Source organism: Dactylosporangium sp. NPDC051541, from assembly GCF_044454505.1.
Lineage (GTDB): Bacteria > Actinomycetota > Actinomycetes > Mycobacteriales > Micromonosporaceae > Dactylosporangium.
On the sequence record NZ_JBITDU010000025.1, the window covers coordinates 92,233 to 111,523 of the forward strand.

Genomic DNA, 19,291 nt, shown 5'->3' on the forward strand with positions numbered 1-19,291 from the left:
TGCCCTACTATTAGCGGGCGAGTTCATGGTGGCTGTAGCTCAGTTGGCAGAGCACCGGGTTGTGGTCCCGGGTGTCGTGGGTTCAAATCCCATCAGTCACCCCATGGAAGCGGTCGACGTTTCCGCAGTTCGGCCCCGGTCTTCGGACCGGGGCCGCTGTCGTTTCGGGGCTTCGCTGGGCAACCGCGGTCCGTGCTTCGTCCGTGGCGTCGTAGGGAAGCCGTGTTCCGTGCTCCGTGCTTCGTCCGTGGCGTCGTAGGGAAGTCGCGTTCCGTGTTCCGCGCTTCGTCTGCGGCGTCGGTGGAAATCGGGTTCCGTGCTTCGTCTGCGGCGTCGCTGGGAAATCGCGTGCCGCGGCCGGTGCGCGAACGAGCCAACGAAACCGGCCCCCGTCCGTGGACGAGGGCCGGTCGGGCCGTGCGGAAGCGCTGGAGCCGTTTATCCGATCGGCAGCAGCGCCAGGCGGCCGTGGTACTCGTTGCCGATCCGCTCCGTGTCCGAACCCACCAGCAGCCCCTGCGGCGTCGCCAGCAGGGCACGGGCGCCGATGCCGCGCGGGTTGCGCTTCGGGTTCCAGTCCGTCGCCTTGCCCGTCTGCGGGTTGATGGCGGCGATACCGGGCCGCGAGACCGCACCGGGGCCGGCCGTCTCCTTGCCCTCCGGGTTGTCCATCCAGCGCTGGTGGCCACCGACGTACACCGCGGCACCGGTGTCAGCGACGGAGTACAGCGAATCCCCGCCCGTCCAGTTGACCCAGAGCGGCTTGTGCAGGCCGTTGCCGCGCAGGTCGAAGCGGGCCGCCGTGTCGCACATCAGGTGGTCGCCCCACTTGCGGCCGGTCGACACGATCGTCGCGAACGTCCCCGTCGGGTCGAAGTCGATGCCGCGCAGGTAGGTCTCGAAGCCGGCTCGGCACTCGTGGGCGTACGCGTCGGTGTACCAGTCGGCCAGGCGCACCGCGCCCCCGCTGGGCATGTCGACCATCACGACCTGGGCCCGCCACTGGCCGGCCGCCTGCTCCACCGCGCCGACCGCGGCCAGCCGGGTGCCGTCCGGGGTGAGGGCCAGGTCCTCGAGCTTGACCCGGCTCAGATGCGGCGCGGCCAGCTTCAGGTCGAAGGCCGGGTCGACGGCGCCGGTCGTGGCGTTGAGCCGGGCCAGGCCGATCCGGGTCGTCGCACCGATGGCGCTGAACGAGCCGGCGACGTACAGCCACGGGCCCTGCGCGATGATGCTGCGGCTGTCGCCCCAGTTGATCGTGGCGGTGAAGGCCGGGACCTGGCTGCCATCGGCCAGGTTGAGCTGGGCCAGGCCGCGGTGGTCGACGCCGGCGATGCGCTTGAACTGCCCACCCGCGTAGACGGTGTTGTTGGGGCCGGTGGCCAGCGTGAACACCGGCGCGTCGGGCTGCGGCGCGAACGGCAGGACTTCACCGGTCGAAGCGCGATAAGCGAAGAGATTTTTCCGGTTGTACTTCACCTTGCGCGCGGCATCGGTGACGGTATTGAAATCCCCGCCGACCACCACGGTGTCACCGACCAGCGCGAACGAACGGACCTCGCCGTCGAGCACGTTCGGGGTGTAGTCGACCGGGTTGATCGACACCTGGGCTTGCTGGTTCAGCGCGGCGGAGGCGGGAATGGCGACCGCGAAAGCGGCCAGTGCTGTGGCGGCAGCGGCGATCAGGCGTCGGCGCATGCAGGCGTCTCCTCGGTCGTTTTCGTATGCCAGACCGTGCCGCCGGACACGGCGGCACATAGTCAGGACAACGCAAGACGTGGTGAAAGGAGACGCAAACTACGCTAAAGCACCTGAATGGTCTGATTGTCCGATTCGTTCGGGTCCTCGGCGTTGACCATGAAGTGCGCGGCCCGCTCCAGGTAGTCCCACAGGACGGCCTCCTGCTCGGGCGGGAGCTGGATCGCCTCGACGGCCCGGCGCATCTGCCGCAGCCAGGCGTCCCGCTCGGCCGAGGCGATCCGGAACGGCGCGTGGCGCATCCGCAGCCGCGGGTGGCCGCGGTTCTCCGAATACGTCGTCGGGCCGCCCCAGTATTGGATCAGGAACAGGCGAAACCGCTCGTTGGCCGGGCCGAGGTCCTCTTCCGGGTACAACGGCCGCAGGATGGGGTCCTCAGCCACGCCGGCGTAGAACTCGTCGACCAGTTTGCGGAAGGTCGGCTCGCCGCCGACGAGCTCGTAGAAGTTGGGGGACGTCACGCCATCAACTATGCCGCGCCGCCTGTGAGGGCGGTGCGGGCGGGAGGCCGCCGAGGTCCGTGGTCCGCTCGCTGAGGTCGACCGTGCGCTCGGCCGGGTCGGCCATCGGGGGCTCGCGGCGCGCCGACGGACCGGGGGACGGGCGGCGGCGGGGCGGCAGCGGTACCCGGGCCAGGTCGATCGTGACCTCGCCGAGGTCCTCGATGTTCTTGTGATCGGCGGCGGCGTATTGCTCGGCCGCGACCCGCACCTTGTTGGCCGCGATCGCGTCGGCGATGGTCGCCTTCGCGGGCCAGGAGGCGATGATCAGGACGGTGAGGCCGAGCCCGAAGATCCCGAAGTAGCCGACGACGTCCGGCAGCGGGTAGTGGGTCGCCAGCCAGCCGGTGAGCATGATCGAGCCGCCCTGCAGCAGGTGCACGCCGCCCTGCATGACCCCGAAGGCGCGGGCCCGATACGACGGCGGGAGCACCTGGACGAACAGTCCGTTGCCGGCCGGGAAGGTGATGGCGAGCGAGGCGCCGGCGACGAGCGTCATCAGGACGATCGTCGGCAGGCCGGGGTTGAGCAGGGCCGGGACCAGCGCGAGCGGGGTGATCAGGGCCATCGGCCGGATCAGCGCGACCCGGCGCTGCGGTGGCAGGAACCAGGTCACCAGGGCGCTGCCGATCACGAACCCGGCGGCGGCCGCGGTCATGATGGCGCCGAACCCGAACGCGTCGGGCTTGTGCGCCAGGTGGGCGGCCCAGGCCGCGGCCAGGCCCTCGGGGACGACGCCGAAGCAGACGCCGGCGAAGACCACCAGCGCGATGGAGCGCATGACCGGGGACCGGAAGACGACCCGGTAGCCGTCGGCCGCCTCGCGCAGCAGGTGGGTGCGCTCGTGAACCTTCAGCGCCGGCTGGCGCTCCTTGACGGCCAGGGCGAGCAGCCCGGCGGAGATGGCGAAGGTCGCACCGTTGAGCAGCAGCGCGAGGGAGCCGTTGTAGGCGGCCAGGGTGGCGCCGACCGCGTAGCCGGCGATGAGTGAGATCTGGCCGGTGGTGCGGCTCAGGGTGACCGCGGTGACGTACTGCTCTCCCTGCAGCAGCTGCGGTGTGAGCGCCGAGCGGGAGGCGTCGAACGGCGGGCTCAGCAGCGCGTTGGCGAACAGCAGCAGGATGATCAGACTGATGTGCAGGCCGGGGAGCGCGGCCAGGATGACCATGAGCACGGCCCGGATCAGGTCGCAGCCGATCATCGTCCGCCGATAGGGGTGGCGCTCGGCCCAGGCCGACAGCAGCGCCCCGACCCCGAGCCACGGCAGGTAGCTGACCGCGAACGCGGCCGCCGACCAGACCGGCGAGTTGGTCTGCCGGTAGACGAGCGCGACCACAGCCGCGCGGGCCACGTTGTCGCCCAGGCTGGACTGCGCCTGCGCCGCGAACAACGCGGCGAACTCCCGGTTGGCCAGCGTCTCGCGGACCGTCGCCGGGCGTTTAGCGGACTCGTCGGGAGTCGACACCGGCAGAGCCCCCTTCCCTCGGTCGCGACAGCTGAACGTTCGCGGGCGCGGCCGAACCGGACATTGCCGCCCGAGAGGGGTCAACGGCGGCGGACCGGGACACTGTGCAGCGATGCACCTGAACGAACGGACGATAACCGACTGACCACCCGACGCGCGACCCTACCCTCCGGGTTGATCACAGATGACCGCGAGATCGGGCAAATACCACCGATCGGTACAGAGGTCGCTGTATGGCCACATGGAAAACGTTTGCAGTGTTGCAACATGCGCTTGGGATCTGACTTGTCGGGCGTCGGGGTATAAATCCGAAAAGTCCAATCACGGAGTGTCGGACTTTTCGAGCGCCCGTGTCGAGCGCCTGTGTCGAGCGCCTGTGTCGAGCGCCTGTGTCGAGCGCCTGTGTCGAGCGCCTGTGTCGAGCGCCCGCGTCGAGCGTCCGAGCAGCAGTGGCACGTGGCGGCGTCGGGCAACGGCGGCGAGCGGCAAGCGAAGGGGCGTCGGACAGCGGCGGCGGGCAGTGAGCAACAGCGGCAGGCGGCAGCGGGCGGCAAGCAACAGGGCTGGGGCGGTGAGCGGCCGGACCGGCGGCCTCAGCCTCGGCCGAGCGAGCGGGTCGGCCGAGGCTGGGGTTGGCGCTGGGTTCAGGTCAGGTGGGGCCGGCCTGGCCGGTTTCGGCGCCGTCGCCATTCGCGGGGCGGATGTACATGCGGGCGGCGGTCAGTTGGGCTGTGATGCCGGCCCGCTCCAAGGATTCGGTCGTGCGGCGGCGTAGTTCGCGGCCGATGCGCCACTGGGCCTCGTTCGACGTCTTCACCGTCACGCGCAGGACGGCGCCCTCGGCGGTCAGTTGCTCGACGCCCAGGACCTTCGGCGGGTCCATGAAGTCGTCGGCGAAGTCGGTGTCGGCCGCGAACTGGTCGACGGTCTCCTGCAGGACGGCGGTGGCCTGGTCGACGGAGACGAAGCCGACCGGTACGTCGATGTTGACGACGGCCCAGCCCTGGCTCTTGTTGCCGACGCGGACGATTTCGCCGTTGCGGACGTACCAGACGATGCCGGTGCCGTCGCGGACGGTCGTGATGCGCAGGCCGACGGCCTCCACGGTGCCGGTGACCTCGCCGACGTCGACCACGTCACCGACGCCGTACTGGTCCTCCAGCAGCATGAACAGCCCAGCGATGAAGTCTTTCACCAGGTTCTGCGCGCCGAAGCCGATGGCCAGGCCCGCGATGCCGGCGCTGGCCAGCAGCGGGCCGAGGTTGATGCCGATCTCGCCGAGGACCAGCATCGTGGCGATCGAGAACACGACGGCCGAGGCGATGCTGCGCAGCACCGAACCGAGGGCCCGGGCGCGCTGGTTGCGCCGCTCCGAGGGGGCGGTGAGGGTGGGCAGCCGCCGGCGCAGGGGCCGCAGGATCGAGCCGCCGTTGTCGTTGTCGGCCACCGTGTGCTTGATCAGGCGGTCGATGGCCCGGTGGATGAGCGCCCGGATGATCAGTGCCACGATGATGATCGCGATGATCGTCAGCGGTTTGACCAGCACCCAGTAGCTGCTCTCGGCCAGCCATTTGTTCTTGGTCTGGTCGTAGACGAAGTCGCAGAGGCCCGATTCGGCAGCACAGCTCGGCTTGGAGCCGGGCGTCTCCTCGAAGGGCATTGCGATGGGGCTGATCACATGGCTCCTTGTGGCAAACCAGGGCGAACCGGGGTAAGTCCGCGCAAACAACAGGGGGAACCGGGGAAGGTTCACTTGCCGGCCGCAAATAGTACGTGCAATCCGAGGATCTATCAGGGACGATTAGCCCACGGACCACCGCCGGTGGGGCCGCAACCTAGCCTCACACGGCCATTTCCAGGGAGACTTCCTTCACGTACTAGGGGGACGGCGCGATGCCTGACATACGACCCGCACGAGTATCGGGTGCGCTGGTGCTGAATGCCACCTACGAGCCGCTGTGTGTCGTGTCTGTCAGACGTGCCACCATCTTGGTCCTGACGTCGAAGGCCGTGTGCGTCGCCGACGGTGACGGGATCCTCCACAGTGCGATGAACGAGCTGCCGGTGCCGTCCGTGGTCCGGCTCACCCGCTACGTCCGGGTGCCCTACCGCACGCACATAGGCCTCTCCCGCCGCGGAATATTCGCGCGGGACGGATGGCGTTGCGCCTACTGCCGCGGCCCGGCCGAGACCATCGACCACGTGATGCCACGCAGCCGGGGCGGCCGCCACGCTTGGGAAAACGTCGTAGCGGCCTGCGCCCGCTGCAACCACACAAAAGGTGACAAAACGCCAGCCGAACTCGGCTGGCGTTTGCATGCCAGCCCCATAGCGCCCAAGGGCGTCGCGTGGCGGGTCCTCGGCCACCGCACCCCGGACCCGCGCTGGGCGGACTGGCTCGACTTACCGGTGGACGGCGTGCCGCAAGCGGCATAGACGGCGTGCGCAAGCGGCATAGACGGCGTGCACGGCGTGCCGCAAGCGGCGTAGACGGCGTGCCGCAAGCGGCATAGACGGCGTGCACGGCGTGCCGCAAGCGGCATAAAGGCAGGGGCGAAAAACGCGGACTCGGGTCCGCGGTGGGCGCGACCGTTGCTCCCGCCAGACACCGGTCGGCGCCAGGGCGCCTCCCTTCGGCGTCCGCGGTAAACGCGGCCGAAAACCAAAGACCGAAGCGCCTCACGTCACGCGGCTCAGCGTGGCGTCGAACGACAGATGCGTGCCCGACTCGACGATGGACCGGAGCCGGGTCATGCCCTCATGCACGTCGACGAACCGGGTGTAGAGGGGCGCCAGGCCGATCCGGAGCCGGTCCGGCGTGCGGAAGTCCGGGATCACCTTCGCGGCCTTGAGCGCCTGGCACATCTGCCAGGCCTCGGGCGAGTGGAACGTCACATGGCTGCCGCGGACCGCCGAATCCCGGGGACTCGCGAGCGCCAGACGATCACCCAACCACGCTGAAGCCAGGTCGATCGCGTAGTCGGTGAGCTGGGCACCCTTCAACGCCACGGCGTCGATCCCGGCCTCGGCCGTGATGCGCGCGCCCTCCAGCGCCGCGTAGCCGCCGAGCACGGGTGGAGTACCCACCAGGAATCGGTCTATGGAAGTTGCCGGATCGTAGCCGGGCGCCATCGCGAACTGGTCCCGGCGGCCGAACCAGCCCCAGATCGGCTGCCGCAGCGCGGCCTGCAGCTCCTGACGGACGTACAGGAACGCCGGGGCGCCCGGGCCGGCGTTGAGGTACTTGTACGTGCACCCCACCGCCAGATCCGCCCCCGACTCGTGCAGGGGCACCCGGACCGCCCCCGCGGAGTGGCACAGATCCCACAGTGTGAGGGCGCCCACCCGGTGCGCGGCCGTGGTGATCGCCACCATGTCGGCGATCGCGCCCGAGCGGTAGGCGACGTGCGACAGGCAGACCAGGGCCACGTCGTCGTCCAGCGCCGCGGCCACCCGGGCCGGGTCCACGCCCGCGTCGATGTCGGTCTCGACCAGCCGCAGCTCCAGCCCGCGGGCCGCGGCCAGACCTTCCAGCACGTAGCGGTCGGTGGGGAAGTTGTCGTCGTCGGTGACGATCACGCGGCGGCCGGGCCGGGCGTCGAGGGCGGCGGCGGCCAGCTTGTACACGTTCACGCTGGTCGAGTCCGAGAGCACGACCTCGCCCGGACGCACGTGCAGTACCCCCGAAGCCAGAAGATCTCCGACTGAGCGGGCCAGGTCGATCCACGTGTCCCAGCCGCGGATCAGGTCGTGACCCCATTCGCGGTCGACGGCGTCGCGGAGCCGCTCGCGAGTGGCCAGGGGTAGGCGACCCAGGGAGTTGCCGTCGAAGTACACCAGATCGCTGTCCGTTATATGGAATCTCGACCGATAATGTCCGATCGGGTCCTCGGTGTCGAGTGATTCGGCATACTGGCGCGAGTGGTCCATGTCTGCGACGGTAGGCCCCCGGCAACCGGCTGGTCATCGCCGCCCGCTAACGTGAAGCCGGTCTTTTAGTCCCTTCGACGCCTGGGGGCGTTGAGCTTGTCCATCATCGAGACGACGCTGATCTTCGCCGGGATTCCGGTCGCGATCATCCTGCTCATTTCGGGCGCCGTCCTCGCGGGGGGTGCCCGGCCCAGCCGGCGCTACCGGCCCGGGCGTGCGTTCGAGTTCACGCCCGTCTGGTTCCTGGCCGCGCCCGAGCAGCAGGCCGCGGTGGCGCACGCCCGCGAGCTCACCGGTGTCCGGCGGGCCGAGCTGACCGCCGGCGGCGACGACGCCACCACCGAGTGGTCGGGCGACAAGTCCCAGCCGCAAGTCATCGGAGGCGCAAGTGACCGGTGGTAACTCGGCCGGCCTGTCCGGCCGGCCCGAAGTCCTCAACGGCCCGTTCACGACGCGCCAGCTGCTCCGCCTGGACGAGGCGCTGCGCCTGGCCGACGCGTCGACCGGGCTGACGTTCAGCATCTACGTCGGCGACCTCGAGGAGCCGGCCCGGGCCTACGCCGAGAAGCTGCACGGCCAGCTCGCCGACCCGGCGCTGTCGGTCCTCATCGCGCTGTCGCCCAACCAGCGCCTCCTGGAGATCGTGACCGGCACCGACGCCCGCCGCCGCCTCCCGGACCGCGCCGCGAAGCTGGCCGCCCTGTCGATGGCCGCGGCCTTCGGCGGCGGCGACCTCGCGGGCGGCCTCGTGTCCGGCCTGGCCCAGCTCGCGGACCACGCCGGCAAGCACTAGGCCGCGCCCGCGCCGATCTGGCTCAGCTCGCGGCCGACGCCGGCAAGCATTGAGTCGCGCCCGCGCCGGTCTGGGTGGGCGCCGTGACCACGGTCTCGGTGGTGCCGACGGTGGCTCAGCTCGCGGACCACGCCGGCAAGCACTGGGTCGCGCCCGCGCCGGTCTGGCTCAGCTCGCGGACCACGCCGGCAAGCACTGGGTCGCGCCCGCGCCGGTCTGGGTGGGCGCCGTGACCACGGTCTCGGTGGTGCCGACGGTGGCTCAGCTCGCGGACCGCGCCGGCAAGCACCAGGCCGCGTCCGCGCCGGCAAGCACAACTAGGCCGCGCCGGCGCCGGTCCGGCCACCGCGCCGCCTTGGTCGAGGCGGCCGCAGCCACAGCACCGAACGGACCAAACGAAAGTGGCCGCAGCCCCAGCACCGCACCAGCCAACGAAAGCGGCCGCAGTCAAAGCACCGAACGGACCAAACGAAAGCGGCCGCAGCCCCAGCACCGCACCAGCCAACGAAAGCGGCCGCAGTCAAAGCACCGCACGAGCCAAACGAAAGCGGCTGCAGCCCCAGCACCGCACCGGACATACGAAAGCGCCGCACTCGGAGATCTGAGTGCGGCGCTTCTTCGTAACTCGCGTGCGTCAGGAAGCCTCGGCGTCCTTGGCGCGGGCCTTGAGGGCGCGGACGATGCCGTCGCGGCCCTCGCCCACCAGCCGGCGCAGCGGGGCCGGCTTGTCCGGGGTGGCCAGCCAGGCCTCGGTGCGGGCCACCGTCTCTTCGCTCACCTGGTAGGCCGGGTAGGCGATCTCGACGAACTCGGCCGCCGGCTCGCTGTCCCGCGACTCCCACACCGGCAGCAGCGCGTCGAAGTAGGACGGCACGAACGGCGCCGTCAGCTTCGTCTGGGCCGAGTGCTGGAAGCCCTGCAGCAGCGAGCGCTGCAGCCAGTTGGGCAGCGAGTGGTCCTCGGTGAGCCGACGCCAGGTCTCGGCCTTCGACTCGGCCGTCGGGACCAGGGCCCGGGCCAGCGCGGCCTGGCGCTCGCCGGAGGCCGTGCGGTCGCGGTCGAGCTCGGCCTCGATGTCGGCCGGGTCGGCGGCGCCGTTGGCGATCAGCGCGTGCAGGATGCCCCAGCGCAGGTCGGCCTGGATGGTCAGGCCGTCCGGCACGTCCTCGCCGCGCAGCCAGCCGGCGAGCACCGCCAGGTCGGCCTCGCTGCGGGCCGCGGCCGCGAACGAGCGGGCCCAGGCCAGCTGGAAGCCGCTGCCCGACTCGGCCGTGCGCAGCGCCGAGCGGGCGGTCTCGGCCAGCTGGGTCCAGCCCTGCGGGGTCCAGGCCGGGTCGGCGTAGAAGACCAGCGCCGACTGGGCCTGGCGGATGGTCGCGGTCACCAGATTGATGTCGCGCTCGCGGGGCAGGCCGGTCGCGACCAGCTTGACGTAGTCGCGGGCGGCGAGCTCGGCGTCGCGGACCATGTCCCACGAGGCCGACCAGACCAGGGCCCGGGCCAGGGAGTTGTCCAGCCCGTCGATGTGGTCGACGACGACGGCCATGGACGCCGGGTCGAGGCGCAGTTTGGCGTAGGTCAGGTCGTCGTCGTTGAGCAGCAGCACGTCGGCCGCCCGGACGCCGGCCAGCGCGGCGATCTCGGTCTGCTCTCCATCTATATCGGCCTCCATCGGGGAGCGGCGCACGAGCGCGCCGTCGACCAGGTCGTAGAGGCCGATGCCGATCCGGTGGGTGCGCAGCGTCGGGTAGGCGGCCGGGGCCTCCTGGTGCACCACGACCCGCTCGTAGGTGCCGTCGGCGGCCGTGGTGATCTCCGGCCGCAGCGTGTTGACCTGGGCCGTCTCCAGCCACTGGGCGGCGAACTTGCGCAGCTCCTTGCCGCTGGCCGTCTCCAGGGCGGTGAGGAGGTCGTCGAAGGTGGCGTTGCCCCACTGGTTCTGCTGGAAGTAGGCGCGCAGGCCGCGGCGGAACGGGTCGATGCCCACGTAGGCGACGAGCTGCTTGATGACGCTGGCGCCCTTGGCGTAGGTGATGCCGTCGAAGTTGACCTCGACCGCCTCGACGTCGGGCATCTCGGTGTAGACCGGGTGGGTCGAGGACAGCTGGTCCTGGCGATAGCCCCAGTTCTTGCGGACCGACAGGAACGTCGTCCAGGCGTCGGTGAACCGGGTCGCGTTGGCGTTGCACCAGTGGCTGGCCCACTCCGCGAACGACTCGTTGAGCCAGAGGTCGTCCCACCAGCGCATGGTGACGAGGTCGCCGAACCACATGTGTGCGAGCTCGTGCAGGATCGTGTTGGCCCGCTGCTCGTATTCGAAGTCGGTGACCGGCGAGCGGAAGATGTAGTGCTGCTCGGCGTGGACCACGCAGCCGAAGTTCTCCATCGCGCCGGCGTTGAACTCCGGGGAGTACACCTGGTCGTACTTCGGCAGCGGATAGCGGATCCCGAACTCTTCGTGGAAGAAGTCGAAGCCCTGCTTGGTGACCAGGTTGATCTCATCGGCGTCGAGATACTGCCGCATCGACTGCCGGCAGAACACGCCCAGGTCGATGCCGTCGTGCGTGTCGCGGACCTCGTGGTAGGGCCCGGCGCAGACGGCGGTGATGTAGGTGCTCATCCGCGGCGTCGGCTGGAAGTGCCGGACCAGCCCCTCCTGCCGCTCCAGCGGCATGTTGGAGATGACCTTCCAGTGCTTCGGCGCGGTGACCCGGAAGGTGAACTCCGCCTTGAGGTCGGGCTGGTCGAAGCACGCGAAGGCGCGCTGGGCGTCGGCCGTCTCGAACTGGCTGTAGAGATACACCTCCTTGTCCACCGGGTCGACGCTGCGGTGCAGGCCCTGTCCGGTCGTCGAGTAGGCGAACTCCGCCTCCACGACCAGCACGTTGTCGGCCTGGAGCCCGGGCAGGGGCAGGCCGCGGTCGGTGGCCCAGCCGCTGACGTCCACCGGCTCGCCGTTGAGCGTCGCGCTGTGCACCGCCGCCGCGGCGACCTCGATGAAGGTCTCGGCGCCCGGCTCCTGGCAGGAGAACCGAACCTCACTGGTCGACCGGAACGTGCCTTCCCCGGGATTTCCGGCGCCGTCGGTCAGGTCGAGGCTGATGTCATACGCCGTCACGCCGAGCAGGCGGGCCCGCTCGACCGCTTCGACCTGGCGTAGGTTGCGTACACCGGCCACGTGTCGTCTCCTGTCGTTCGCTGTGGCCGTCCCCGTCGACGGCGTCAACCCGAGTGTTCCATGCTCAAGGAGGACACTGGGGGAGTGGCTCAGGTCACCAATGCCCGAAGTGGTCCGTGTCGGCGTCGTTGAGTAAGGATCGAACCGCATTCCCGGCTCTTTCACTAGAGAGGTGGTCACCGTCGTGGCCGAAGACCGCGTCACCGCCGACATGTGGTTCGACCCGCGCTGCCCGTGGGCCTGGATCACCTCCCGCTGGCTGCTGGAGGTCGAGCAGGTCCGCCCCGTCGACATCCGTTTCCACGTGATGAGCCTCTCGATCCTCAACGAGGGCCGCGACGACCTTCCCGAGCAATACAAGGAGGGTCTGGCAAAGGGTTGGGGCCCCGTCCGCGTCGCCATCGCCGCCGAGCAGAAGTTCGGTAATGATGTGCTTCGTCCCCTTTATACCGCTCTCGGGAACCGGATCCACCACGACAAGCAGGAACTCGGCGACGAGCTCTACCGCGCCGCGCTCCAGGAGGCCGGCCTGCCGGTCGACCTCGCGCAGTACGCCGACTCGACCGAGTTCGACGCGCAGCTGCGGGAGAGCCACTTCGGCGGCATGAACCCGGTCGGCATGGACGTCGGCACCCCGGTCATCCACGTGCCCGGCCCCGAGGGCAAGATCATCGCGTTCTTCGGCCCCGTCGTCACCCCGCGCCCGAAGGGCGAGGCCGCCGGCCGGCTGTGGGACGGCACGCTGCTGGTCGCCGGCACCCCCGGGTTCTTCGAGATCAAGCGCACCCGCGACGTGGGCCCGGTCTTCGACTGACGGCGGCAGGAGTAGCCTGCCTACCTGTGCGGCAGTTTCTTACCCCCCGGTGGGTGCTCGGGCATGCCCTGACGCTCGCCGGGGTCGCCGTGTGTCTGGCCGCCATGGCGTGGCAATACCGGCGGGCCACCGCGGGCAACATGCTCAGCTGGGCCTATACGGTGCAGTGGCCGCTGTTCGCGGTCTTCGTGGTCTTCCTCTGGGTGCGCGCCGTCCGCGATGCCCGCGGGGTCCGGACGCCCAAACCGGGGCCGGCGCCGCTGCGGCCGATCCAGCGCCCGGCGCCGGTGGACGATGTGGAAGATCCGGAGCTGTCGCAGTACAACCGGATGCTGGCCTGGCTCGCCGCCAACCCCGACCGCCGCCCCAAGGACTTCCCGGGATGAATCCATGAACCTGCGCCCCGCGCTCACCCGCTACCGGATCGTGGCCTGGATCGTCGGCGTGCTGCTGATCGTCCTCACCGTCGGCACCGTGCTGAAGTACACGACCGACAACGAGACGATCGTGGCGCTCGTCGGGCCCGCGCACGGCTTCCTCTACATGGTGTATCTCGTGCTCGCGGCCGACCTCGCCCGCCGGGCCCGCTGGAAGCTCGGGTTCACGGTCCTGGTGCTGCTGGCGGGAACGGTGCCGTTCCTGTCTTTCGTGGCCGAACGCGTTGTCACGCACCGGGTCCGGGCGGCCGCGGCGGAGCCGGTGCGCACCACGGTCTGAGTATTCGCCGCAAGTTTCCTGTCGGCGCGTGCGGGGCATTCCTTGTGTGCAAGCGATTCGCGCGAAGGGAGCCCACCGTGGGGATGGAAGTCCGGCTTTCGCTTTCCCTGCCGCGGGACTCCACGACGGTACCGCTGACCCGCCGGGTCCTCGACGCCGCGCTCGCGGTCTTCTCGGTCACCAAGGACTGCCGGGAGGACATCGGGCTGGCGGTGGGCGAGGCGTGCGCCAACGCGGTCCAGCACGCCGAGCGCGGAGCCGACTACGAGGTGACGGTCACCATTCAGGAAGACCGCTGCATCATCGATGTGGTCGACGACGGCGTTGGCGTCGAGGCTTTGGCGGTACAGCAAGACGTCGATCCGGACGCGGAGAGCGGCCGCGGCCTCAAGATCATTCACGCGCTGGCCGACATCGTGGAGTTTCGCCGCCGCCAGCCGCGGGGCATGGCCCTGCGAATCGTCAAGCTGCTCACCCGGACGACCCCCGCCTTCTCGTAGGAAAGTACCGAGTTCGTGCCGGGTCGCCGACTGAACTCTCGCCCGGTCGAATCCGTGTTGTTCTCTGGAATCGCACCACTGGTGCGTCACCCGCAGGAATGAGTGCCGTTGCATCTCGTGACGACACATTCTGGAGAGAGCCGAGATCATGTCTGACACCCGCTGGACCGTCCAGGACTCGACCTGGAAGGACGAGCTGCCCGAGCTCCCCGAGGACGTGAGCGCGCTCCTCGCGCCGCCCGTCGTCGTGTGCGCCGGCGCGATCGTGCGTGGCGGCCGCCGCCGCACTGCGGGACGGGCAAACCCCCGTGCCGTGGCCCGTATGTCCTGACCTATAGCGTCTTGCGTATGACGGTTGCGTACCCGATCGCCCACGCCTGGCTCTCCACCGGAGGGACCGGCGCGCAGAACTACGACGAGTTCGCCGACGACGCGGAGATCACCGCGATCATCGCCGCCAACCCCGCCAGCGCCCTCGCGGTGGAGATGCCGCACCGGGCCCCGCAGAGCGTCGGCCGCCCGTTCCTCGACTGCCTGCCCGACGCCGTCGAGCGCTTGCGGGCGGCGAAGGACGACGGCCACTACGCACCCGCCACCGACGTCGTGGTGCTCTACCGGATCACCGCCCCGGACGGCGCCCGCGCCTACGGCCTGTGGTGCATGATCGCCACCGACCAGATCTCGACCAGCGCCGACGAGCCCGGCGCCGTGATCCGCAACGAGGACGTCTTCATCGAGAAGGTCCGCGAGCGGGTGGCGCTGGCCGAGGCCACCAAGCACCTGCTGTCGCCGGTCCTGCTGCTGCAGACGGCCCACGGTGAGGCGCTGCACGCCGCTCTCGCCCAGGCCGTGGCCGACGCCGGCCGGCCCGCCGTGACCGACGTCGACCCGTCCGGGCGCGCCCACGAGATCTGGGCCGTCGCCGCCGGCACGACCCGCGACCGGCTCCTGGCCCTCGCGGGCGGCGGTGAGCTCGTCGTCGCCGACGGCAACCACCGCTCCCTCGCCGCCCAGACCGCCGGCTACGAGCGATTCCTGGCCGTCGTCACCACCCCGGAATCGGTGGCGATCCAGCCGTACAACCGGCTCGTCTCGGAACTTCCGTTCTTCGAGGGGCTCACCATCGAGCCGCTCCCGGGCCCGGCCGATGTGCCGGCCGTCGGCGGGCGCGTGCACCTCTACACCCGCGAGGGTTCGTGGGCGGCGACGCTGCCGAAGGCCGACGGCGCCAGTGTCGTCGACAACCTCGACCACGCCCTCGTCGAGCGCCGCCTGTTCGGGGAGACGCTGGGCCTGGAGCCGGGCGACAAGCGGATCACGTACGTCGGCGGCGACTACCCGGCCGAGTGGCTGCGTGGCGAGGTCGACGCCGGCCGGGCCGAGCTGGCCGTGCTCATCGCCCCGGTGACCGTCGACGACTTCGTGGCGGTCAACCTGGCCCGGCAGAAGATGCCGCGCAAGAGCACCTGGTTCACCCCGAAGGCCCGGGCCGGCCTCGTGGTGGCTCAGCTCGACGAGCTTTAGGTCGGCTCGGCTCAGCTCGATTCGTTCTCGTCACCCGATCGTGATACACACTAGGCCGCTGTACCAACGGGCCTGGGGTGTGTGTACATGCAGATGCAGATCTTCATCGCGGCAATGATCGCCGCGTTCGGCATCGGCGCCTTCGCCGCCGCCGCGCTCGTCTGGGACCGCCGGAGAATCCTGCGGCTCAAGACGGGCGTGACGGCCGGCTGGGTGTTCGGCCTCGTCCTGCTGGGCGGTGGGTTGCTGGCGGGTTCGTGCCTGGGACTGATCAGGCTCTGACAGACTGCCGGGTATGCGCGTCTACCTTGGTTCGGACCACGCCGGCTATGAGCTGAAAGTGCACCTGGTCAGCGCTCTGGGGCTGCAGGGCTACGAGGTCGTGGACGTCGGACCGGCGAAGTATGACCCCGACGACGACTACCCGGTCTTCTGCTTCCACACGGGGGCCCGGGTGGTCGCCGACCCCGGCACGCTCGGCGTGGTGATCGGCGGCTCCGGCAACGGCGAGCAGATCGCCGCCAACAAGGTCCCCGGCGTGCGGGCCGCCCTGGCCTGGAACGTCGAGACCGCCCAGCTCGCCCGCGAGCACAACGACGCCAACATCGTGGCGATCGGCGCCCGCCAGCACACGCTGGACGAGGCGACCACGCTGGTGACCACGTTCCTGTCGACGAAGTTCTCCGAGAACCCGCGCCACGCCCGCCGCATCGCGCAGGTTCTCGAGTACGACAACTCCCGCGTGCTGCCGGCCCTGCCCTGAGCCCGGCTTGTCCGCGGCTCGGCTCTGTCCGCGGCCCGGCTTGTCCGTGTCGGCTTGTCCGCGGCTCGGCTTGTCCGTGCCGTTGACCGCGGCCCGGGGGGTGCAGGGGGCGGAGCCCCTTGCCCGGGGCGGGAGCGAAGCGGCTCCGGAATCCAGACTTCCTTTGTTTTTTCGGTTTATTCCGTTTTTCTGCGCTGCCGGGGGATGTCGGTGAACCGCGGGATGATCGCGGTGGAGCTGGCGTCCCCTCTGGTCTCCGGCTCGTTCGGGATCTTCGGCATGATGATCGTCGCGCCCACGTCCTCGTGCTGGCCGGAGCCGCGGGCCGCGAGGTGCTCCTTGAGCAGCGCCCGCGGAATCTCCATGGTGATGTCGCCGGAGTAGTGCGGCGTGACCGCCTGGGGCAGCGGCTGCTTGCGCTTCGCCACCGCCTCCTGCTCGAGGCTCATCGCCTTGGCCTGGCTGCGCTCCAGCCGCGCGTCCAGCCGCCACAGCACCAGCGGCAGCAGGCAGACGATCAACGCCACGACCGGCCACAGCAGCGAGGCCGGGGCCGCGTAGTCCCGCACGAACGACACCACGACCAGCGCGATGATCAGCACCAGCCAGCCGAGATGGTTGCGGAACGTGCGCAGCCCGTCACGGGAGCTGCTCTCGCCCTTCGGCGTCACCACGAACCGGGCCGGCCGCCGGAACATCGTGCTCAGCAGCTGTACGGCGTAGATCGGCGCCGCGATGATCGACATCAGCATGCCTTTGATCCCGCGCGAGTCGGCCGGTTCGTAGGGGCTGACGTTGTACTGCCGGTTGTTGATGTACAGCCAGAAGGAGAACGCGGTGGCATCGACGTAGAGCGCGAACCACAGCTGCGGCGAGATGGTCATGCCGCTCACGCCGAGCCCCAGGAACAGGGCCGCGTTGAGGATGCCGAGCAGCCAGCCGAGCGCCATCGACGGGTAGAACGTGGTGATGAGCGTGTAATGCAGCATCCCCCCGGGGGAGAGCCGCCAGAACCGCCGCCAGTAGGTCTTGAGCAGGATCTCGAACGTCCCGCGGGACCACCGGCGCTGCTGGCTGAAGTAGTCGCTCCAGCTCGACGGGCCCTCGCCGGCCGAGAGGACGTCCGGGGTGTACACCGACTTCCAGCGCTTGCCCGTCTCCGGGTTGCGGGTCGTGTGCATCATCAGCCCGGTCGCCATGTCCTCGGTGATCGAGTCGGACAGCCCGCCGATGCTCCGCAGTGCCGAGATGCGGATCGCGTTGTTCGTCCCGACCAGCATCGAGGTGCCGTATCGGTTGGCCGCCCGCTGGATCACGCTGTGGAACGGGAACTGCTGCGACTCCGCGGCCCGGGTGACGAACGCCTCGCCGTTCTTGTAGCACTGCGGCCCGATCGCGTAGGCCACGTCGGGGTCGCGGAAGTATCCGACGATCCGCTCGGCGAAGTTGGCCAGCGGCACGTGGTCGGGGTCCACGGCTAGCAGGATGTCGTAGTCGTCGCCGTGCGAGTCGACCCAGGCGTTGTAGTTGCCGTGCTTGGTCTTGGCCTTGAAGGGCCCTTTGGGCCGGTTGTACCGCCGGCTGTTCTTCCGGGTGAAGTGCCGGATGCCGAGCTCGTCGCACATCGCCTTGACGGCGTCGTCGTCGCCCTCGTCGAGCAGCCAGATGTCGAACACGCCCCGGTGCCGGATCCGCTTGGCCGCCCGCATCGTCTCGCGCACGACCGCGATCGGCTCCTTGCTCGGCACGATCGTGGTCAGGAACGCCAGCCGCAGCCGCGGATCGGGGGTCACCGGGATCGGGTCCCGCGCGATGATCGAGGCCAGCGACAGCGACAGCACGTTGATCAGCCGCAGCAGCTCGACGAGCGCGATCGTCACGATGACGAACACGTTCGCGATCCCGGCCGCCTGGGCCGTGGGCCCCGGGTTGGTCTGCGCGAAGTGCGCCGGCTGCAGCAGCCAGACGCAGAAGATCACCTCGAAGCAGATGTTGAGCAGCGCGATGAGCACCGAGCGGCTGATCGTGCGCTGCTGCGGCCGGTACTTGACCCGGTACGGCTCGCCGACGGGCGGCGGCGTCAGGGGTCCGGCGAGCCGGCTGAAGGTCTCCAGCCGCGCCCAGGACCGCCCGAAGACCGGAATCTCGAACTCGTCCGCCACTGGACCCTCTCGCTGCGTCTCGGGTGTGCTGCTTCTCGATTTGGGGGCTACCCGACCGCCCCAGAGCATAGGTCACCTCCCGGTTGCCGACATCCGCCGTGATGTCGGTAACCCATGCCGGGTGATGCACTGCGTTACCCTCCCGTGGTGGCGGCTCGCGCGGTGACCTTGGCCCTGGCCCTTGCCGTGCTCGCCGGCTGCTCGTCCACGGAGGTGCCGCCCGCCCCGGCGACCTCGGCGGCCGCGGCCTACCAGAACTGCAAGCCGGCATCCCCCGGCTTCTTCGTCGACCCCAACAGCGCCGCCGTCCTGCAGGTCCAGCGCTGGGAGGGCCAGCAGCGCGCCGACGATGCCACCGCTCTCCGGAAGATCGCCGACCGCCCCGTGGCGACCTGGACGAGTGACGGACCGAACACGGTGGGTGCCTATGTGGACGGGGTCCTGGGCTGCGCGGCGACGCAGGGCCAGGAGCCGGTCCTGGTGGCGTACAACATCCCGCACCGCGACTGCGGCAACTTCTCCTCGGGCGGTGCCGCGTCGCCGGACGAGTACAAGACGTGGATCCGCAACTTCGCCGCGGGCATCCGCAAACGCCCCGTCACCGTCATCCTGGAGCCGGACGCGGTGGCCCACGCGGTCGAGGGCTGCGAGAGCGAGGAGCGCTACACGCTGCTGGCCGATGCGGTGACCGTCCTGAAGGCCACCGGCACGGCCAAGGTCTACGTGGACGCCGGCAACCCCCGCTGGATCACCGACGTGCGGAAGCTGGCCGACGCCCTGCAGCGCTCGGGCATCGCGAAGGCCGACGGATTCTCCCTCAACGTCGCCAACTTCGTGACGACCGCGGACAACATTGCGTACGGCCGCCAGGTCTCCGACGCCGTGCCGAACAAACCGCACTTCGTCATCGACACCAGCCGCAACGGCGCCGGCCCGCTGGACGGCGCCGGCGACGTCAACGGCGGCCCGCGCTGGTGCAACCCGCCGGGCCGGCTCCTGGGCGCGCCCCCGACGAAGAACACCGGCGACCCCCGCGCGGACGCGCTGCTGTGGATCAAACGCCCCGGCGAGTCGGACGGCGCCTGCCGCCCCGGCGAGCCGGAGGCCGGCCAGTGGTGGCCCGACTACGCCCTGGACCTCGCCAAACGCTCGGGCTGAGCGGTCACCGCCCCACCGCCGCGGCCGAT

19 protein-coding genes and 1 tRNA gene are annotated in these 19,291 nt (G+C 70.0%); 13 read left to right on the forward strand and 7 right to left on the reverse strand.

The window, feature by feature from the left end:
- The first annotated feature begins 28 nt into the window (after window positions 1–28).
- Window positions 29–104, forward strand: a tRNA-His gene (locus ACIA8L_RS52450).
- 334 nt (window positions 105–438) lie between these two features.
- On the opposite strand, the gene ACIA8L_RS52455 is transcribed toward ACIA8L_RS52450, so the two are convergent.
- From ACIA8L_RS52455 to ACIA8L_RS52470, 4 genes are all read right to left on the reverse strand, one after another.
- Window positions 439–1,698, reverse strand: a complete 1,260-nt coding sequence (locus tag ACIA8L_RS52455) for a delta-60 repeat domain-containing protein (RefSeq protein ID WP_395917207.1) — start codon at window positions 1,696–1,698, stop codon at window positions 439–441.
- A gap of 104 nt (window positions 1,699–1,802) precedes the next feature.
- The gene (locus ACIA8L_RS52460; RefSeq protein WP_395917208.1) at window positions 1,803–2,219 is read right to left on the reverse strand and encodes a globin; all 417 of its coding nucleotides are present in this window, start codon (window positions 2,217–2,219) and stop codon (window positions 1,803–1,805) included.
- A gap of 4 nt (window positions 2,220–2,223) precedes the next feature.
- Window positions 2,224–3,723, reverse strand: a complete 1,500-nt coding sequence (locus ACIA8L_RS52465; protein ID WP_395917210.1) for an MFS transporter — start codon at window positions 3,721–3,723, stop codon at window positions 2,224–2,226.
- 649 nt (window positions 3,724–4,372) lie between these two features.
- Window positions 4,373–5,401 (reverse strand): mechanosensitive ion channel family protein, encoded by a 1,029-nt coding sequence (locus ACIA8L_RS52470; RefSeq protein ID WP_395917212.1) that lies wholly within the window; start codon window positions 5,399–5,401, stop codon window positions 4,373–4,375.
- Between the two features lie 215 nt (window positions 5,402–5,616).
- Between ACIA8L_RS52470 and ACIA8L_RS52475 the strand changes: the two genes are divergently transcribed.
- Complete coding sequence (locus tag ACIA8L_RS52475) at window positions 5,617–6,159, forward strand: HNH endonuclease (RefSeq protein ID WP_360378097.1); 543 nt, start codon at window positions 5,617–5,619, stop codon at window positions 6,157–6,159.
- Window positions 6,160–6,402: 243 nt separating this feature from the next.
- Here the strand turns inward: ACIA8L_RS52475 and kynU are convergent, their stop codons facing one another.
- Window positions 6,403–7,653: a kynureninase gene (gene kynU, locus ACIA8L_RS52480; protein WP_395917214.1), complete on the reverse strand. Its 1,251-nt coding sequence runs from the start codon at window positions 7,651–7,653 to the stop codon at window positions 6,403–6,405.
- Window positions 7,654–7,749: 96 nt separating this feature from the next.
- Between kynU and ACIA8L_RS52485 the strand changes: the two genes are divergently transcribed.
- Both ACIA8L_RS52485 and ACIA8L_RS52490 read left to right on the forward strand, forming a co-directional pair.
- Entirely contained in the window at window positions 7,750–8,055 is a 306-nt protein-coding gene (locus ACIA8L_RS52485) for a hypothetical protein (protein WP_395917216.1), read from the forward strand.
- On the forward strand, window positions 8,042–8,446 hold the full coding sequence (locus ACIA8L_RS52490) for a DUF5130 family protein (RefSeq protein ID WP_395917218.1): 405 nt from the start codon (window positions 8,042–8,044) through the stop codon (window positions 8,444–8,446). The genes ACIA8L_RS52485 and ACIA8L_RS52490 overlap by 14 nt, the downstream gene beginning before the upstream one ends.
- 634 nt (window positions 8,447–9,080) lie before the next feature.
- Here the strand turns inward: ACIA8L_RS52490 and pepN are convergent.
- A complete protein-coding gene (gene pepN, locus ACIA8L_RS52495; protein ID WP_395917220.1) occupies window positions 9,081–11,624 on the reverse strand; it encodes an aminopeptidase N in 2,544 nt (847 codons plus the stop codon).
- A 211-nt stretch (window positions 11,625–11,835) separates the two neighbouring features.
- Between pepN and ACIA8L_RS52500 the strand changes: the two genes are divergently transcribed.
- From ACIA8L_RS52500 to ACIA8L_RS52535, 8 genes are all read left to right on the forward strand, one after another.
- Window positions 11,836–12,438 (forward strand): disulfide bond formation protein DsbA, encoded by a 603-nt coding sequence (locus ACIA8L_RS52500; RefSeq protein ID WP_395917276.1) that lies wholly within the window; start codon window positions 11,836–11,838, stop codon window positions 12,436–12,438.
- Between the two features lie 26 nt (window positions 12,439–12,464).
- Window positions 12,465–12,824 (forward strand): hypothetical protein, encoded by a 360-nt coding sequence (locus ACIA8L_RS52505; protein ID WP_395917222.1) that lies wholly within the window; start codon window positions 12,465–12,467, stop codon window positions 12,822–12,824.
- 10 nt (window positions 12,825–12,834) lie between these two features.
- Window positions 12,835–13,155, forward strand: coding sequence for a DUF3817 domain-containing protein (locus ACIA8L_RS52510; protein WP_395917278.1), 321 nt, complete (start codon window positions 12,835–12,837; stop codon window positions 13,153–13,155).
- An 83-nt stretch (window positions 13,156–13,238) separates the two neighbouring features.
- Complete coding sequence (locus ACIA8L_RS52515) at window positions 13,239–13,655, forward strand: ATP-binding protein (RefSeq protein WP_395917280.1); 417 nt, start codon at window positions 13,239–13,241, stop codon at window positions 13,653–13,655.
- 148 nt (window positions 13,656–13,803) lie between these two features.
- Window positions 13,804–13,986 (forward strand): hypothetical protein, encoded by a 183-nt coding sequence (locus ACIA8L_RS52520; RefSeq protein WP_395917223.1) that lies wholly within the window; start codon window positions 13,804–13,806, stop codon window positions 13,984–13,986.
- Between the two features lie 17 nt (window positions 13,987–14,003).
- Window positions 14,004–15,179 carry a DUF1015 family protein gene (locus ACIA8L_RS52525; protein WP_395917225.1) on the forward strand — a complete coding sequence of 392 codons (1,176 nt, stop codon included), beginning with the start codon at window positions 14,004–14,006 and terminating at the stop codon, window positions 15,177–15,179.
- 93 nt (window positions 15,180–15,272) lie between these two features.
- Window positions 15,273–15,461: a hypothetical protein gene (locus tag ACIA8L_RS52530; protein ID WP_395917227.1), complete on the forward strand. Its 189-nt coding sequence runs from the start codon at window positions 15,273–15,275 to the stop codon at window positions 15,459–15,461.
- Window positions 15,462–15,474: 13 nt separating this feature from the next.
- On the forward strand, window positions 15,475–15,942 hold the full coding sequence (locus ACIA8L_RS52535) for a ribose-5-phosphate isomerase (protein ID WP_395917229.1): 468 nt from the start codon (window positions 15,475–15,477) through the stop codon (window positions 15,940–15,942).
- Window positions 15,943–16,118: 176 nt separating this feature from the next.
- Here the strand turns inward: ACIA8L_RS52535 and ACIA8L_RS52540 are convergent, their stop codons facing one another.
- The gene (locus ACIA8L_RS52540; protein WP_395917231.1) at window positions 16,119–18,104 is read right to left on the reverse strand and encodes a glycosyltransferase family 2 protein; all 1,986 of its coding nucleotides are present in this window, start codon (window positions 18,102–18,104) and stop codon (window positions 16,119–16,121) included.
- A gap of 147 nt (window positions 18,105–18,251) precedes the next feature.
- Between ACIA8L_RS52540 and ACIA8L_RS52545 the strand changes: the two genes are divergently transcribed.
- Complete coding sequence (locus tag ACIA8L_RS52545; protein ID WP_395917233.1) at window positions 18,252–19,262, forward strand: glycoside hydrolase family 6 protein; 1,011 nt, start codon at window positions 18,252–18,254, stop codon at window positions 19,260–19,262.
- Window positions 19,263–19,291 lie beyond the last annotated feature (29 nt).